Genomic DNA, 16,237 nt, shown 5'->3' with positions numbered 1-16,237 from the left:
GTTCATGTCCCAACCGAATCGTCCCAAGCCGAGCCTGCTGCAAACGCCGCGCCGCGTGGTGCTGACCGCATTGGCGCTGGCCGCAATGACCGCCGCCACCATCATCGGTGCCGGCTGCATGACACCGGCGCCTTCATCCGCACCGGCCGCCACGGCCCCGGCTGCCGCGTCAGCGCCGGCCGCTGAAACCAAACAGACACCCGCTAACGCCGCGCCCAATCCTGGCCAGGCGACGCTCGCCCAAGCGCAGGGCGAAGGACGCTCGCGCTTCGTGCTGGTGCGTTGGCAAGAGTCGGGCGCCGCCCCCAAGGAATTGCCATCTGCCGAGGGCGACGACGCTGACCCTGCCACGCAGCCGATCTCAATCGAATTCAGCGCGGGGCTGGAGGCGGCCAACGGCGTGGTGTCAGGCTACTCGGGCTGCAATCGCTTCTCCGGGCCGTATGAGAAGCTCGCCTCGGGCATGCGCTTCGGCAATCTGGTGTCGACCCGCATGGCGTGCGACCCCGCGCGTATGGAGCTGGAGACTGCCTTCCTGGAGGCGCTCAAATCGCCGCTGGCGACCGTCGGTATGCAGCCCTCGGCCAACGGCAAGCAGGGTCGCCAGGTCATCTGGAAAACCACCAGCGGCGCGCTGCTGCAGTTTGCCGAGCGGCCGCTGCCGCCGCGCGGCCAGACACACTGATCAGCGTTTGGCTGATTTGCCGGCAGGTTTTGCCGATCCGGGCTTGGCGCTCGCCGGCGGCAACGCGGTGATATCGCTCGAACCGTTGGCCGTGAGCAGCGTGTTCACCTGGATCACGTCTGCTTCACTCAACGAGCCGGCGGCGGACTTCAGCCGCAGCCCGTTGACGATGGTGTCGTAACGCGCGCGCGCCAGATCGCGCCGTGCCTGAAAGAGCTGCGCCTGTGAATTCAGCACGTCAGTGCCGATGCGCACGCCCACACCGTAGGCGAGCTGGTTGGAGTCGTAGGCTGTGCGCGCCGACAGCTCGGCCGCTTCCAGCGCCTTCACCTGCGCCAACCCGGCAATCACGCCGATATAGGCTTGCCGCGCGCCTTGCTCGGCAGAGCGGCGGGCAAATTCGAGATCGTTTGCGGCTTTGGTTTCCAGCGCGATGTTTTCACGCACGCGCGACTGGATCGCGCCGCCCGCAAAGATCGGAATCGACACCTGCACGCCAATCTGTGAACTGTCGAAGCGCGCGCCACCCGGCAGCGACGGCAAGTACTGGTTGCCGCTGGCATTCGTGTGGCCAGTCTGTGCCACCAGATCGACCGAAGGCAGATGGCCTGCGGTTGCCTTCTTCACATCGCGCTCGGCGTTTTGCAGGTTGTACTGCGCCAGCGCCACTTGCAGGTTGCTGCTGCGCGCCTGCTCCACCCAGGGTTCTGCTGAAGCCGGGTCGGGCTGGGGGATCGTGACGGCCGTGCGCACGCCGGCCAGCATGCCAACGGGCTCCCCGATGATCTGCTTGAGCGCTGATTGCTTGATCTCAAAGTCGCTGCGTGCGGCGATGACGCTGGCGTCGATCGCATCGCGGCGAGCCTGTGCGTCGTTCGCGTCGGTGATGTTGGCGTTGCCGACGTCGAAGTTGCGGCGCGCCTGCTCATACTGCTGCTGGATCGCATCGCGCTGCGCGGTGGCAAGCTGCAGCGTGTCCTGCGCGTTGAGCACGTCAAAGTAGGCCTGCGCCGTGCGCGTGATGAGGTCGAGCTGCGCCTGTGCGAGCGACGCTTCGGCGGCCTGCGCGGCAATTTCGCCCTGCTTGTAGGTTTCCCAGCGGTCCCAGCGGAAGAGCGGCTGCGACAGCGACAGCGTCCAGCCCGTCGACGAGAACGTCTTGTTGAATTCAGCCGGAGCGGTTTGATCGAAGATGATGCGCGTGGAACTCCAGGCGCCGCCAATCTGCGGTAGCAAACCAGCGCGGCCCTGCGTAAGTTTTTCGCGTTGCGCGAGCGACTGCGCACGGGCCGACGCGAATTGCGGATCGTTGGCCAGCGCGGCGCGGTAGGCGGAGAGGAGGTCCGTCGCAGCCGGCATGTTCGGTTGGGATTGCGCCCACGCGAACATCGGCATCATCGAACAGCACAGCACAACAAGCGAACCGCGCGCGGCCATCCGCGTACGGCTACTGCGAGCAACAGTCATAAAGCCCCCGAGCGAGGAAAACGTTCGGAAGGCAGCGCGGGCGCGTCAGAGCCTGTTCATCGTCCGTGGAGGCTGAACAGGTTTTCGCCCGGCGGCGGCTTCCCCAATCAGTACGTCGCCATCTGCGGGTCCACCTGGTTAGCCCAGGCGTTGACGCCGCCTTGCAGGTTGTAGACACGCGCGGCATCAAAGCCGCCCTGCGTGATCAGATACTGCGCAACCTGCGCGCTGCGTCCGCCGTGGTGGCAAATGCAGACGATGTCTTGGTCAGCATTCAGCTCGCCGGCGCGCTGTGGAATCTGGTCCATCGGGATGTGCGTGACGCCGGGCAGGGCACAGATTTCCAGCTCCTCCGTCCAGCGCACGTCGAGCAGGACAGGCTGCGCGCGCGATGCGTCGGCGAGCCATTGGGCGAGGGCGGTAGGAGCGAGCTGTTGCATGATGATTGGGGCAGGGCCGGGTGGGTCAGAAGCGGAAGTGCGACGGTGCGGGAACGCCCACCAGCGGTGTTACATACGTTTCGAACAGGTTGCGCGTCTGATATTCGGTGTTGGAGATGCGCGTGATGAGCTGCGCTTCCATGACCGGCGCGCTGCCGACAAAGATCGACAGGCGGCCACCCACCTTGAGCTGCTTGAGCAGCGCCTCCGGCACGGCCGGCACGGAGCCCGACACGCAGATGGCGTCGTACAGGCCATCGCCCCAGCCTTGGGCGCCGCTGGCCTCGACCACGTCGACGTTGGTCACGCCGTTGCGCGAGAGATTGTCGCGGGCGAAAGCGACGAGTTCGGGAACGATGTCGAGCGTGGTGACCTGGCGGCCGCGATGGGCCAGCAGGGCGGCCATATAGCCCGAGCCCGCGCCGACTTCCAGCACGTCTTCGTGCTTGCGTACGGCCAGTTCTTGCAGCATGCGGGCTTCGACGCGCGGGGCCAGCATGTTCTGGCCACCGGGCAGCGGGATTTCCATGTCGACGAAGGCCAGGGCTTGGTAGGCCTGGGGCACGTAATGTTCGCGCTTGACGACCGCCAGCAGGTCGAGCACGTCAGTATCGAGCACGTCCCAAGGACGGATTTGCTGCTCGATCATGTTGAACCGGGATTTTTCGATGTCCATGGGCATGCCTTCCACGCGGAGCGAATGATGCGAATGAGGGTTTGACGACAAACCCGGCATTTTAGCAAGTCCGGAGGACATTCCGGCAGACGTTGTCATGAAGACGCGCCTTCATCGCGGTTGCCGGCCTCCTCGGGTAGCACACGCCACGGCTGTGCCGTAAGGGCGGGTGGCGGCGGAATCACTGCGCCCGCCACCGGATTGCACAGCACGCCGTGCAGCAGCAGCGACACCACGTGGGCGATGAACGCCTTGGGTTCGAGCTCCCGGTGCGAGCATGGGCCGAACGAGTGCTTCCACATCATCAGGAAGATCATCGGCGCGACCATGGTCAGCGTGGTCAGATCGATGTCGACGTTGCGGAATTCGCCGCGGGCCATGCCGCGTTCGAGGATGCGCGCGAACAGGCGGTCGCAGCGCTCGATGACTTCTTCGTGGTAGTACTGCGCCAAGTCAGGAAAGTTGCCCGATTCGGCCATCAGCAGCTTGGTGAGGCCCGAAGCCGGCGATTCGCCGATCAGCTCCCACCAGCCCGTCAGAATCTCGTGCAGCAGCGCTTCGCTGGTGCCGTCAAAACTGTCGATCAGGGCTTCGCCCTCGGCCAGCGCGGGCACCAGGTTTTCCTGGACCACCGCCTTGAACAGCTCTTCCTTGTTGGCGAAATACAGGTAGACCGTGCCCTTGGATACGCCTGCGGCCGACGCTACGTCCTCCAGCCGCGTGGCTGCATAGCCGCGCGCCACGAACAGGTTCAGCGCGGCGGCGACCAGTTCTTGCGGACGGGCCTCTTTGCGGCGGGTCCAGCGTTTGGAGGAAGACTCGGAATCTTGATCAGTCACGGCGGTAGGGTGTCAGCCAGCGCACCAGGTCACTGACTCACAGATAACTTACTTTCCGGTCATTAATGTACGCATGCCACAAGGGCGGGTCAAGCGGCATTGGCATTGTCAATCGGACTGGGCCTCGATTGTGCTGGTGCACAATAGCGGTTTCCGCCTAGATTTCATTGATTCGGACAGCACATGGACTGTCGACCTCACTGCGGCGCGTGCTGCATCGCGCCTTCCATCTCCAGCCCCATTCCTGGCATGCCGAACGGCAAACCGGCAGGCGTGCGCTGCGTGCAACTGGACGAGGCCAACGGGTGTCGTATTTTTGGCCAGCCGGAACGTCCGGCGGTGTGCGGCAGTCTGCAGCCTGAGCCCGACATGTGCGGTGGCTCGGCCACGCACGCCATGCAGTTCCTGACCCGACTTGAAATCGCTACCGCAGCGCACTGATTTGCCATGACCGATTCCACGAAACCTGCTGCCCGCTCCCACCGCGTCCGCTGGTGGTCGGGTGCAGCCGCTGTTGCACTGGCCATTGCCGTCACGCTCGTGGCCTGCATGCCGACCGGCTGGACCGGCGACGGCTACACCTTTTCCCGCAGCCAGATGCAGGATGCGCTGGCGCGCAAGTTTCCGTTCCAGCGGCGCTTTCTCGGCTTCTTTGACGTGACGCTGTCCAACCCGCAGGTGGCGCTCGACCCCGCGCGCAATCGCATCGCCATCCAGGCAGACGCGGTGGTGGAGAGCGGCCTGTTCCGCCAACCGCTGACGGGGCCGCTGGCGGTGTCCAGCGGCATGCACTACGACGTGCCCACGCGTTCCATCCGGCTGGACCAGCCCAGTGTTGATCGCTTCGATTTGCAGAATGTGCCTGGCGGCGTGGGACCGCAGATCAGCGCAATCGGTTCGTTGATTGCCGGCCAACTGCTCAACGACTACGCGGTCTACACGTTCAAGCTCGAACAACTGAAAGTGGCTGGCATGGCCGTCGAGCCCGGTACAATCACGGTTTTGCCCGAAGGCGTGCACGTTCAGGCCAAGCGGCCCTGAATTCTGCTGCACGCCCAGCGCTTCGTTTTCTTCTCCCTCTTTGCTTACTGCATGGACATCGCACTCGCCATCAAAGCGCTGATTCTCGGCATCGTCGAAGGCCTGACCGAGTTCCTTCCCATTTCCAGCACCGGCCACCTGATCCTCGCTGGCCAACTGCTCGACTTCAATGACGAGAAGGGCAAGATCTTCGAGATCGTCATCCAGTTCGGCGCCATCCTGGCGGTGTGCTGGGAGTTTCGTCACAAGATCATCGACGTGATCAAGGGGTTGCCGAATGACCCGCGTCAGCAGCGTTTTGCGATCAACGTGATCGTGGCGACGATTCCTGCGATCACGCTTGCGCTGATCTTCGGCAAGGCAATCAAGGCGCATCTGTTCAACCCGATCGTGGTGGCGTCGGCGTTCATCCTCGGCGGCTTCGTGATCCTGTGGGCGGAATGGCGCGAGCGCCATCGCGGCGAGACACATGACCCGCGCGCCAATGCGCTGCTCGAAGCGGCCAAGGCTGGCGCGCCACGCATTGAAACGCTGGATGACCTACGCATCTCCGACGCCATCAAGGTGGGCTTTGCGCAGTGCTTCGCGCTGATTCCCGGTACGTCGCGTTCGGGCGCGACCATCATCGGCGGCCTGCTGTTCGGCCTGTCGCGCAAGGTGGCGACGGAGTTCTCGTTCTTCCTGGCGATTCCCGTGATTTTTGGCGCGACGGTGTACGAGCTGTACAAATCGCGCGCGCTGCTGTCGGCCGATGACCTGTCGATCTTCGCGGTGGGTTTCGTGGCGGCATTCATCTCGGCGTTCTTCTGCGTGCGCTGGCTGCTGAAGTTCATTGCCACACACGATTTCCGCGGTTTTGCGTGGTACCGGATCATCTTCGGCATCATCGTCCTGGTGACGGCTTATACGCACCTCATCGCCTGGCAAGCCTAAGCCGGCGAGTATTTCCCTTCCTCGGTGCGAGGCTTTCGCACCGTCTGCACGATCGGGTGGATTCGGACACACTGGCGGTTTCTTCCCGTCAGCCGCTGACTGCCGAATCTCCCGATCATGAGTGCTCTCTTCCAGCCTTCTTCCCTGCGCGGTCTCACGCTTGAGAACCGCATCGTCATCTCGCCGATGTGCCAGTACTCGGCCGACAACGGCCAAGCTACGGCGTGGCATCACACGCATCTGGGCAGCCTGTCGCTTTCGGGTGCCGGGTTGCTGATGATCGAGGCGACCGCGGTGTCGCCGGAAGGGCGCATCACCAACGGCTGCCTGGGTTTGTGGGATGACGCGACCGAGGCCGCGCTGGAACGCACGCTTGCTGCCATTCGGCAGAACGCGCTGGTGCCGATCGGCATGCAGATCGCGCACGCGGGCCGCAAGGCGTCGAGCGCTCGCCCCTGGGAAGGCGGCGCATTGCTGGCGCTTGATGCTGGCGGCTGGGAAACCATGGGCCCGTCCGCGTTGCCGCAGCGCCCCGAAGAACGCGCCCCGCGCGAGATGACCGATGCGGATCTCGCCCGCGTGCGCGACCAGTTTGTCGATACCGCGCGCCGGGCTGTGCGTTTGGGGCTATCGGCCATCGAGTTGCACGCCGCACACGGCTATCTGCTGCACGAATTCCTGTCGCCGATCGCCAATCAGCGCACTGATGCCTACGGCGGTTCGCGTGAGAACCGCATGCGTTATCCGCTGGAGATTTTTGATGCGGTGCGCGCCGTGGTGCCGGACAACATTCCGGTGGGCGTGCGCGTGTCGGCCACCGACTGGGTGGAAGGTGGCTGGACGCCGGAGGACTCGGTGGTATTTGCGCAGGCGCTACGTGCTCGCGGTTGCGATTGGATCGATGCGTCGTCAGGCGGTGTATCGCCGCTGCAGCAGATTCCGCTCTCGACAGGCTATCAGGTGCCGTTTGCCGAGAAGATCCGCAACGAAGCGGACATCCCGACCATCGCCGTCGGTCTCATCAACGAGGCACACGAGGCGGAGGCCATCGTTGCACAAGGGCATGCGGATTTGGTTGCCGTTGGCCGGGCCTTTCTCTACAACCCGCACTGGGCCTGGGCCGCGGCCGCCGAACTGGGCGCGACGGTCAAGGCGCCGCCGCAATACTGGCGCGCTTTCCCGCGTCACGCAAAGACCCTCTTCGGTGATACGCATTTCGGCGCACGCTAACGCGCGCTAGCGCGCGGATGTGGTTAGCCGCGCTTGCGGAAGACCACATCCCACACACCATGCCCGAGGCGTAGGCCGCGTTTTTCGAACTTGGTGACGGGGCGATAGTCAGGGCGCGGTGCGAAGCCGTCGGCGGTGTTTTCCAGCGTCGGTTCGGCGGAAAGCACCTCCAGCATCTGGTGGGCGTATTCCTCCCAGTCCGTCGCGCAATGCAGGTAGCCACCGGGTTTCAGGTGTGCGGCCAGACGCGCCACGAACGGGCCCTGGATCAGGCGTCGCTTGTTATGGCGCTTCTTGTGCCACGGGTCGGGAAAGAACACGTGAATGCCATCGAGCGTGCCTTCCGGAATCATCTGCGCCAGCACTTCCACCGCATCGTGGGAAACGATGCGGATGTTGCCGATCTCACGTTCGCCAATCAGCTTGAGCAGTGCGCCGACGCCCGGCTCATGCACCTCCACGCCCAGGAAATCGTCATCCGGGCGCAATTGCGCGATGTGCGCGGTGGTCTCGCCCATGCCGAAACCGATCTCGAAGATGCGCTTGGCACCGACGCGGCCGAAGGCGGCGTCCCAGTCGAGCGGCTCGGTGGTGTAGGGCAACTGGAAGCGCGGGCCGAGTTCATCGATGGCGCGCTGCTGCCCGGTAGACGTGCGGCCGGCGCGGCGTACGAAGGAGCGGATGCGGCGCGGGTGGCCGGTTTCGGCGTCTTCCGGGGTATTGGTGTCTTGCGATTCCGGCGTGATGTCGTCGGGGCCGGTGCCCGGTTGTTCGATGGGCTGCATGGAGATCCCGTGCCGGTTGCCCGTCGATGGAATGAGGGGCGCGCAGGCAACAAAAAAGCCGCCGAGGGCGGCTTCAGACTGTTCGGTGGAGCGGGCGATGGGAATCGAACCCACGGCTCTAGCTTGGGAAGCTAGGGTATTACCATTATACGACGCCCGCACAGACTGCTATTTTACCCGGCTTTGCCCGTGCTTCGCAAACACCGCCTGTGGCGGCTTCAGCGCCGCAGCGCCATCACCTGCATGGCTGCATCCACAAACTTCGCCGCAGCATGCTCGCCAGCAGTCGGCGCCGCGGCCCTGGCGCACGCGGCAACCACGTCGCACAGCGATTGCGGGTCTTCCTTGCAGGCGCGCAGCAGCGGCATGGCGGCGCCCGCGGCCGAACCGAAGTGCTGCACCGCCAGGCGCATCAATTCGACCTTGACCACGTTGGGCAATACGTCGGCCAACTCCGGCGGGACGGCTGGCTGCGGTGCCAAGACAGCCTGGACTGGCGCCGCTGACCGCTTGCTGGCGTCATTGGCGGCGGGTTCGTCGATGGGCGCGGCCACCGCTTGCAGGCCGAGCGTCATGCCGGTCAACGGCGGCAGTTCGTCGTAGATGAGCGATAGGGCGGCAGGCGCACTGTCGGCGTCATCGTCGAGCAAGGGGCGGTTGAAGTGCGTGATCGGGTCGAAGGGTTCGGCAGCCGGCGCGGTTTCACGCGAGATACCCGGCAGCACGTCGACCATGCCGGCCTGTTGCAGCCCTGCGAGCAGTTCGTCGACGTCCGGCCAGTCGCTCAGCAGTTGATGCAGTTGCCCGACCGTGCGGGCACCGTCGATGAGGATGAGCAGATGACGTTGGCGCATCTGCATGTCGTGGCGGCGCTCGGCCAAGGCTTCACGGCCGTCCTCGGTTTTGATCAGGACGTTCGTTGTTGCAAGCATGGTGACTCCCCGTTAAGCAGCTCGCCCGGCATCTTGGCGTGCCGGTGCGAACTGTACGTTAGTCATCACATCCGCGCCGTGCCATCGTTCAATTGGCGGAGATTGTGAAACGATGGGCCAACGATTGGTCTAGCTCCGCCACGATTCCAATGCTGGCGCGGGTTCGCCGGGAGCGCCGCTTTGGTGCGCCAGCGACCGGGCGTAGTTCGCATACCACGCCAGCACGTCCGGATTGGCCATCGCATCAGGGTTGGCGACGCGCTCGGGCGGTGCGCCCAGCAGCAGCTTCTTGATCGGCACTTCCATTTTCTTGCCCGACAGCGTGCGCGGCACGCCGGGCGCCTGTACGACCACGTTGGGCACATGCCGGGCCGATAGCCCTGCCTTGATGCGCGCATTGATCGTGTTGCGCAGCGTGTCGTCGAGTGTCGCGCCATCGCGCAGCACAATGAACAGCGGCATGAACGATTCGCGGCCGAGGAATTCAAGGTCGACGACGAGGCTGTCGAGCACTTCAGGTAAATCCTCCACCACGCGGTACAGCTCGGCCGTACCCATGCGGATGCCGTGGCGGTTGATGGTGGCATCCGATCGGCCGTAGATGATGGCGCCGCCACGCGGGGTGATCTTGATCCAGTCGCCGTGGCGCCACTGGCCGGGGTACATGTCAAAGTAGCTGTCTCGGTAGCGGCTGCCGTCGGTGTCGCCCCAGAAGAAGAGCGGCATCGATGGGATGGGCGCGGTGCAGACCAGTTCGCCCACCGCATCGACGAGTGGCTGGCCGCCCTCGTCCAGCGCTTCCACACGCGAGCCGAGGTTGCGGCATTGCATCTCTCCCGCATAGACGGGCAGCGTGGCGACGCCGCCAACGAAGCAGCCGGCAAAGTCGGTGCCGCCGGAAATCGGGTTGAGCCAGACGTCAGCCTTTACGTGGCGGTAGATCCAGTCGTACGCCTCGGCCGAGAGCGGCGAACCGGTCGAGCCGACCGCACGCAGTTTCGACAAGTCGAAATCGCGACCCGGCTCGATGCCGGCTTTCAGGCAATTGGCGAAGAACGCCGCCCCGGCGCCAAAGAAGGTCACGACCGCATCCTGCGCGAAGCGCCACAGCGTATTGAGATCGGGCGTGCCGGGATTGCCGTCGTAGATGGCGAGCGTGACGCCGCCGAGCAAGCCGCTTGCCTGCGAATTCCACATGACCCAGCCGGTGCTGCTGTACCAGTGGTAGACGTCGTCGGGGCCCAGGTCGAGATGCAGCGCGCCCATCATCGTTTGCACCAGCAGCAGGCCGCCGTGGCCGTGCACGATGGGCTTCGGCATGCCGGTGGTGCCGGACGAATAGAGAATCCACAGCGGGTGATTGGCATCGACCGGTGTGACGACGAGCGGCACGTCGTTTGCCGTCAGGTCGCGCCAGTCGCGGGCTGCCGGGAAGCGCGCACGGTTGATGTCGCCGAGCAGTTGCGGCACAAGGATGAGTTGTTCGACCGTTCGCAGCGCGGTGATCATCTCTGCGACCACGTCGGTGCGGTCGAATGCGCGACCGCCATAGTGATAGCCGTCCACCGCGATCAGCACCTTGGGCTCGATCTGGCGGAAGCGGTCGGTGACGGCCACTTGGCCCATGTCGGGCGCGCAGACGGACCAGATCGCCCCGACGCTGGCCGTGGCGAGAAACGCAACGATCGCGTCCGGCGTGTTCGAGAGATACGCGGCAACGCGGTCGCCCGGCACCACGCCCATCCTGCGCAGCGCATCGGCCAGCGAGGCGACGCGTTGGCGCAGTGCGCGCCACGACAGGTCGGCCAGCGGCTTGGTCTCGCTGGCGTAGCGAATGGCGGGGCGGTCGGGGCTGCCGCCTTCCTCCACGTGGCGCATGACCTGATCGACGTAGTTGAGCCTTGCGCCGACCAGCCACTGCGCGCCAGGCATGGTGCGCTCGCCCAGCATCTGCGTGAAGGGTGTCGAGGCGCGCAGATCGAGATAATCCCAGACGGACGTCCAGAACGCCTCGAGTTCAGTGGTGGACCATTCCCACAGTTGGGCGTAGCCCTCGGGTGTGGTGGCCGAGAAGCGCAGGCCGCGTTCGCGCGCGAGCCAGTCGAGGTAGTGGGTCAGGCGCGAACGCGCAATGAAATCAGCCGACGGCGTCCACAGCAGGGCGCCTTCCTGGATCGTGCTCATGTGTCTCCTCCGCCGGTGAGGCAAGGGGAAAGGCCGCCCGCTCTATCGATGTGGCAGGTCGGCCGATGGGGGATGGCGGGTCAGATGCCGCCCATGCACAGATACTTGAGTTCGAGATATTCGTCGATGCCGTAGACCGAACCTTCGCGGCCCAGGCCCGATTGCTTGATGCCGCCAAAGGGCGCCACCTCGTTCGAGATCAGCCCGGTGTTGATGCCGACCATGCCGTACTCAAGCTGCTCGGCCACGCGCCAGATGCGGCCAATGTCGCGGCTGAAGAAGTACGAGGCGAGGCCGAATTCGGTGTCATTGGCCAGGCGCACGACTTCCGCTTCGTCTTGGAACTTGAAGATGGCGGAGACGGGGCCGAAGGTTTCTTCGCGCGCGATGAGCATGTCGGGCGTGGCGTCGGCCAGCACCGTGGGCTCCACGAAACGCTGCGAGCCCAAGCCCTGCATCAGCTTGCCGCCCGCGGTCAGGCGCGCGCCTTTCTGCGTCGCGTCGTCGATGTGGCGCTGCACCTTCTCCACGGCCTGATCGTCGATCAGCGGGCCCTGCACGACGCCTGTCTCGAAGCCGTTGCCCACCTTGATGCCCTTCACCTTGGCCGAGAGCTTTTCCACAAACGCGTCGTACACCGAGGCATGCACATAGAAGCGGTTCGTACACACGCACGTCTGGCCGGCGTTGCGGTACTTCGACTGCACTGCGCCTTCCACGGCGGCATCGATGTCGGCGTCGTCGAACACGATGAACGGGGCATGGCCGCCCAACTCCAGTGCCACCTTCTTCACCGTCGGCGAGCACTGCTGCATCAGGATGCGGCCCACCGGCGTCGAGCCCGTGAAGGACAAATGCCGCACGATCGGCGATTCGCACAGCGCTTTACCAATGGCGATCGAGCGATCCGCGTCACCCGTCACCACGTTGACCACGCCCTTGGGAATGCCCGCGCGGTGCGCCAGTTCGGCCATCGCCAGCGCGGAAAGTGGCGTTTGCTCGGCCGGCTTGATGACGATGGTGCAGCCTGCCGCCATGGCCGGCGCGACTTTGCGGGTGATCATCGCCAGCGGGAAGTTCCACGGCGTGATGGAGGCGCACACGCCCACTGGTTGCTTGAGCACGACCATGCGCTTGTCGCGCCAGGTGCTGGCCATGACGTCGCCCGAGACGCGCTTGGCTTCTTCGGCAAACCATTCGATGAAGGACGCGCCGTAGACGATTTCGCCTTTGGCTTCGGCCAGTGGCTTGCCTTGCTCGGCGGTCATGAGTGCAGCAAGGTCGTCGGCGTTGGCGATGAGCAGGTCGAACCACCGGCGCATCAGCCCTGCGCGCTCCTTGCCGGTCAGCTCGCGCCACGCGGGCCACGCTGCGTTGGCCGCGTCGATGGCGCGCAGCGTTTCTGCGTGGCCCAGGTTGGCCACGTCGGTCAGGTGCGCGTTGGTGGCAGGGTCGTAGACCGGGAAGGTCGCGCCGTCGGCCGCGCCAACCCAGGCGCCGTCTACATAAGACTGCGTTTTGACCAGGGTGCGGTCTTTGATGCGCTCCAGCGCGGCGGCGGTGCGGGATGAGTCGAGTGCTTCGGCCATGGCGTTCTCCATAAGGAAGGCGGACCCAGTCGACAAAAAGGGCCCGCCTTTTAGATGCAGCAGTCGCTTAACTCACTAAGAATAACCGAACGATCGTTCGCTCGCAGACTGCGCCGCCGGGCCTTGTGGTTATTGGAAGAGCGTGTCCCACATGGTGTCGACCCTGGCCTTGACGGCGGCATCCATGACGATGGGCTGGCCCCATTCACGGGTGGTTTCGCCGGGCCATTTGTTGGTGGCGTCGATGCCCATCTTCGACCCCAGGCCGGAGACGGGCGAGGCGAAATCGAGGTAGTCGATGGGCGTGTTCTCCACCATCACTGTGTCGCGCGCCGGATCCACGCGGGTGGTGATCGCCCAGATCACTTCTTTCCAGTCGCGCAGGTTCACATCGTCGTCCACCACCACGATGAACTTCGTGTACATGAACTGTCGCAGGAAGCTCCACACACCGAACATCACGCGCTTGGCGTGGCCGGCATATTGCTTCTTCATGCTGACCAGCGCCATCCGGTAGCTGCAGCCCTCTGGCGGCAGGTAGAAATCGGCAATCTCCGGAAACTGCTTCTGCAGCAGCGGCACGAACACTTCATTGAGTGCTACGCCCAGCACGGCCGGCTCATCGGGCGGCTTGCCTGTATACGTAGAGTGATAGATCGGGTCGCGGCGCATCGTGACGCGCTCGACCGTGAACACGGGGAACCAGTCCTGCTCGTTGTAATAGCCGGTGTGATCGCCGAAGGGGCCTTCGAGTGCGTGCTGATAGCCGCTCGGGTGCGTCGCGTCTGGCTGGATGTGGCCTTCGAGGATGATCTCTGCGCCGGCCGGCACTTGCAGTTGTGCTTGCGCGAGCGAGGGGGTCAGGCATGTCGCAAGCTCGGTCCGGCTACCACGCAGCAGCCCCGCGAACTGGTACTCAGACAGCGTATCCGGCACCGGCGTCACCGCACCGAGAATGGTGGCCGGGTCCGCGCCCAGCGCCACGGCAATTGGGAACGGCTGGCCCGGGTTGGCGATGGCGTGCTCGCGGAAGTCCAGCGCACCGCCGCGGTGCGCCAGCCAACGCATGATGAGCTGGTTGCGGCTGATGACCTGCTGTCGGTAGATTCCCAGGTTCTGCCGTTTCTTGTGCGGCCCGCGCGTGATGACCAGCCCCCACGTAACGAGCGGTGCCGCATCGCCGGGCCAGCATGTCTGTACAGGAATGCGCGAGAGGTCGACATCATTGCCTTCCCACACGATCTCCTGACACGCCGGCGACGACACCTTGCGCGGCGCCATGTCCCACACGGCCTTGGCCATCGTCCACAGCTTGCCGGCTTCACGCAGACCGCGCGGTGGTTCGGGCTCTTTCAACGCAGAGAGCAGTCGGCCCACGTCACGCAGCTCATCGAGCGACTCTGCCCCCATGCCCAGCGCCACACGGCGCGTGGTGCCAAACAGGTTAGCGAGCACCGGCATGTCGTACTTCTGCGCGCCGTCCACCGGCTGCTCGAAGACCACCGCCGGGCCTTCGGCACGCAGCAGGCGATCACAGACTTCGGTCATTTCCAGGCGTGGCGATACCGGCTGGCGCACGCGGCGCAGTTCACCCGTGCGTTCCAACTGGGCGAGAAAGTCACGTAAGTCCCTGTATTGCATGGAGATTTTGTAACCAAAGGTAAGGTGGATCGCCTATCACGCGGAGGGTCCGCCCCCCGAACGGTCGTTGGGGCGATATTTTTTTGGTGTAGGCAGGGTGGCCGCGATTGTACGGCCAAAACCCCATGGCCCCCTGATGACAGAACGCATTGCAGGTCAGCTAGTCCCAACAACGCGGGCTAAGTCATAACTTTTAGATATAAAAACTTACTTCTTTATGATTGACTTGGAATAACGCGCTTCCTACAATCCAATCCGATCTGGTAATTGTTGCATCGCAACATGTTTTCGGCTAATGCCTTCGCCCACCGCTCATGCGTATGCGGGGCGACACCAGAGCACATCAGCATCGCTGCGGGACGTGACCTCCCCAAGGACACGGCCCGCATTTCTCTGGGCACTAGGGGAGTGCCCCCAACAGATGCCGGCTGACTGCAACAGCGCGGCATCCTTACTAAAAACCGTTGCGACCCGAAACGCACGGCGCCATGCAAAAGAAAGGCGTCTACCGGATCTGCGCAGCGGACGGAGGTAAGTATGAACGGTTGGAAAACCCTTCATTCTTCCGGGATCGGATCGGCGCTGCAACGCCGGCTCGTTGCCCCGGTTGGCCGCCGCCTCGCGCGTGCAGGTCAAGTTGCGCTGCCTCGTAAGCTGCGCATGGAGTTGAACGCAGGGGGCGCTGCCGCGTCCCGCAATGAGTTGCATCCTGGCGTACTGCTGGTGTTCCGCAGCGGGCATGTCGTGCTCAATAGCATTGGCTTGCTGGCGGTGGCCGCCGCAGTTGCACTCTCGCTCAACAGCGAGTGGCGCGCCACGGTTGCTCAACGCGTGCTGCATTTCACGCCGGGTGTCGACACCAGTGTCGCCTCGGCCAATCCGTCACCCGCGATTGCGGCTGGCGTGCAGCCGGTGGCTTTTGCGCCGACTGCGCCGTCCGCCGGTACAGGCGCCGTTCAGGCTGTGGCCCCGGCTACGGCCCAGGGCGGCACGGTCGCGGCTGCCGGTTGGGACACGCTCTCGAAGGTGCCGTCCGTGGCCGAGTTGGCTGCGCAGATTCCGAACACACAAGTCGTCCGCGACGCGCGTGAGTCGGCAACCGCCGGTACCCCGCGAGAGCAGGCTGCCGTGGCGGAATACATCGCCCGTAAGTACCGCGTGGCGGCCACTGCTACTGGCCAGTTGGTGAAGGCGGCCTATCAGACCGGCAAGGAAGTCGGCCTGGATCCGCTGCTCATCCTCGGCGTGATGGCGATCGAGTCCAGCTTTAACCCGTTCGCCGAAAGCGGCATGGGTGCGCAGGGCCTGATGCAGGTCATGACCAAGGTCCACCAGGACAAGTACGAAGTGATGGGCGGTGTGGGTGCCGCGCTCAACCCGTACGCCAACATCAAGGTCGGTGCGCTGGTGCTGAAGGATTGCATCGCGCGTGCAGGTTCGATCGAAGGCGGCCTGAAGCTGTACGTTGGTGCGGTCACGCAAGGCGACGGCGGCTACGGCGGCAAGGTGCTGCAAGAGCGCTCGCGCCTGCGCCTGGTGGCCACCGGCCATCGTTCGCCGACGACGGCGGCGTCCGAACGTGAATCGGTGAAGCCGGTCGCAGCGGCAACGTCTGTGACGACGCAGGCCGATGCGAAGACGCAAGCCGCCAAGCCTGCCGACAAGCAACCGGCCGCAGGTCAGCAGGAAGAGGCGCGCTTGGACGACAAGTCCCGGGGCCAGGCCTGATCGATCCGCTGCGCCGCGCTATATAAGAAAGGCCGTCCTTCGGGACGGCCTTTTTGCTTGGGCGAGG

The 16,237-nt window shown here is 64.5% G+C and carries 15 protein-coding genes and 1 tRNA gene; 6 read left to right on the top strand and 10 right to left on the bottom strand.

Annotation, left to right across the window (positions count from 1 at the left end):
* The first annotated feature begins 4 nt into the window (after positions 1–4).
* The gene (locus tag R2N16_RS00420; RefSeq protein ID WP_316663442.1) at positions 5–685 is read left to right on the top strand and encodes an META domain-containing protein; all 681 of its coding nucleotides are present in this window, start codon (positions 5–7) and stop codon (positions 683–685) included.
* Here the strand turns inward: R2N16_RS00420 and R2N16_RS00415 are convergent, their stop codons facing one another.
* From R2N16_RS00415 to R2N16_RS00400, 4 genes are all read right to left on the bottom strand, one after another.
* A complete protein-coding gene (locus tag R2N16_RS00415) occupies positions 686–2,152 on the bottom strand; it encodes a TolC family outer membrane protein (RefSeq protein WP_487384026.1) in 1,467 nt (488 codons plus the stop codon).
* 107 nt (positions 2,153–2,259) lie between these two features.
* Positions 2,260–2,592: a rhodanese-like domain-containing protein gene (locus R2N16_RS00410; RefSeq protein WP_316663440.1), complete on the bottom strand. Its 333-nt coding sequence runs from the start codon at positions 2,590–2,592 to the stop codon at positions 2,260–2,262.
* A gap of 25 nt (positions 2,593–2,617) precedes the next feature.
* Positions 2,618–3,268 carry a protein-L-isoaspartate O-methyltransferase family protein gene (locus R2N16_RS00405; protein WP_316663438.1) on the bottom strand — a complete coding sequence of 217 codons (651 nt, stop codon included), beginning with the start codon at positions 3,266–3,268 and terminating at the stop codon, positions 2,618–2,620.
* A gap of 95 nt (positions 3,269–3,363) precedes the next feature.
* A complete protein-coding gene (locus R2N16_RS00400; RefSeq protein ID WP_316663436.1) occupies positions 3,364–4,107 on the bottom strand; it encodes a TetR/AcrR family transcriptional regulator in 744 nt (247 codons plus the stop codon).
* A 183-nt stretch (positions 4,108–4,290) separates the two neighbouring features.
* On the opposite strand from R2N16_RS00400, the gene R2N16_RS00395 reads away from it, so the two are divergent.
* The 4 genes from R2N16_RS00395 to R2N16_RS00380 all read left to right on the top strand — a co-directional run bounded on the left by R2N16_RS00395 (position 4,291) and on the right by R2N16_RS00380 (position 7,311).
* Positions 4,291–4,548: a YkgJ family cysteine cluster protein gene (locus tag R2N16_RS00395; protein WP_316663434.1), complete on the top strand. Its 258-nt coding sequence runs from the start codon at positions 4,291–4,293 to the stop codon at positions 4,546–4,548.
* 6 nt (positions 4,549–4,554) lie between these two features.
* Positions 4,555–5,148, top strand: a complete 594-nt coding sequence (locus tag R2N16_RS00390; protein WP_316663432.1) for a DUF1439 domain-containing protein — start codon at positions 4,555–4,557, stop codon at positions 5,146–5,148.
* A 51-nt stretch (positions 5,149–5,199) separates the two neighbouring features.
* Positions 5,200–6,081 carry an undecaprenyl-diphosphate phosphatase gene (locus R2N16_RS00385; RefSeq protein WP_316663429.1) on the top strand — a complete coding sequence of 294 codons (882 nt, stop codon included), beginning with the start codon at positions 5,200–5,202 and terminating at the stop codon, positions 6,079–6,081.
* A 117-nt stretch (positions 6,082–6,198) separates the two neighbouring features.
* Complete coding sequence (locus R2N16_RS00380; RefSeq protein WP_316663427.1) at positions 6,199–7,311, top strand: NADH:flavin oxidoreductase/NADH oxidase; 1,113 nt, start codon at positions 6,199–6,201, stop codon at positions 7,309–7,311.
* A 23-nt stretch (positions 7,312–7,334) separates the two neighbouring features.
* Here R2N16_RS00380 and trmB read toward each other — a convergent pair whose 3' ends face one another.
* The 6 genes from trmB to ubiD form a co-directional block, all read right to left on the bottom strand.
* The gene (trmB, locus tag R2N16_RS00375; protein ID WP_316663425.1) at positions 7,335–8,096 is read right to left on the bottom strand and encodes a tRNA (guanosine(46)-N7)-methyltransferase TrmB; all 762 of its coding nucleotides are present in this window, start codon (positions 8,094–8,096) and stop codon (positions 7,335–7,337) included.
* 86 nt (positions 8,097–8,182) lie between these two features.
* Positions 8,183–8,256 (bottom strand) — tRNA-Gly (locus R2N16_RS00370).
* A gap of 58 nt (positions 8,257–8,314) precedes the next feature.
* Complete coding sequence (locus R2N16_RS00365) at positions 8,315–9,028, bottom strand: hypothetical protein (RefSeq protein WP_316663422.1); 714 nt, start codon at positions 9,026–9,028, stop codon at positions 8,315–8,317.
* A gap of 129 nt (positions 9,029–9,157) precedes the next feature.
* Positions 9,158–11,212 (bottom strand): acetoacetate--CoA ligase, encoded by a 2,055-nt coding sequence (locus R2N16_RS00360; RefSeq protein WP_316663419.1) that lies wholly within the window; start codon positions 11,210–11,212, stop codon positions 9,158–9,160.
* An 80-nt stretch (positions 11,213–11,292) separates the two neighbouring features.
* Positions 11,293–12,801, bottom strand: coding sequence for an NAD-dependent succinate-semialdehyde dehydrogenase (locus R2N16_RS00355; RefSeq protein ID WP_316663418.1), 1,509 nt, complete (start codon positions 12,799–12,801; stop codon positions 11,293–11,295).
* Between the two features lie 129 nt (positions 12,802–12,930).
* Positions 12,931–14,442 (bottom strand): 4-hydroxy-3-polyprenylbenzoate decarboxylase, encoded by a 1,512-nt coding sequence (gene ubiD, locus R2N16_RS00350; RefSeq protein ID WP_316663417.1) that lies wholly within the window; start codon positions 14,440–14,442, stop codon positions 12,931–12,933.
* Between the two features lie 537 nt (positions 14,443–14,979).
* Between ubiD and R2N16_RS00345 the strand changes: the two genes are divergently transcribed.
* Entirely contained in the window at positions 14,980–16,170 is a 1,191-nt protein-coding gene (locus tag R2N16_RS00345) for a transglycosylase SLT domain-containing protein (protein ID WP_316663415.1), read from the top strand.
* Positions 16,171–16,237 lie beyond the last annotated feature (67 nt).

It is taken from the genome of Ralstonia psammae, from assembly GCF_958405935.1.
Classification (GTDB): domain Bacteria; phylum Pseudomonadota; class Gammaproteobacteria; order Burkholderiales; family Burkholderiaceae; genus Ralstonia; species Ralstonia psammae.
Note: the sequence above shows the minus strand (reverse complement) of the source record. Positions and strands in the feature narration are given on the sequence as shown.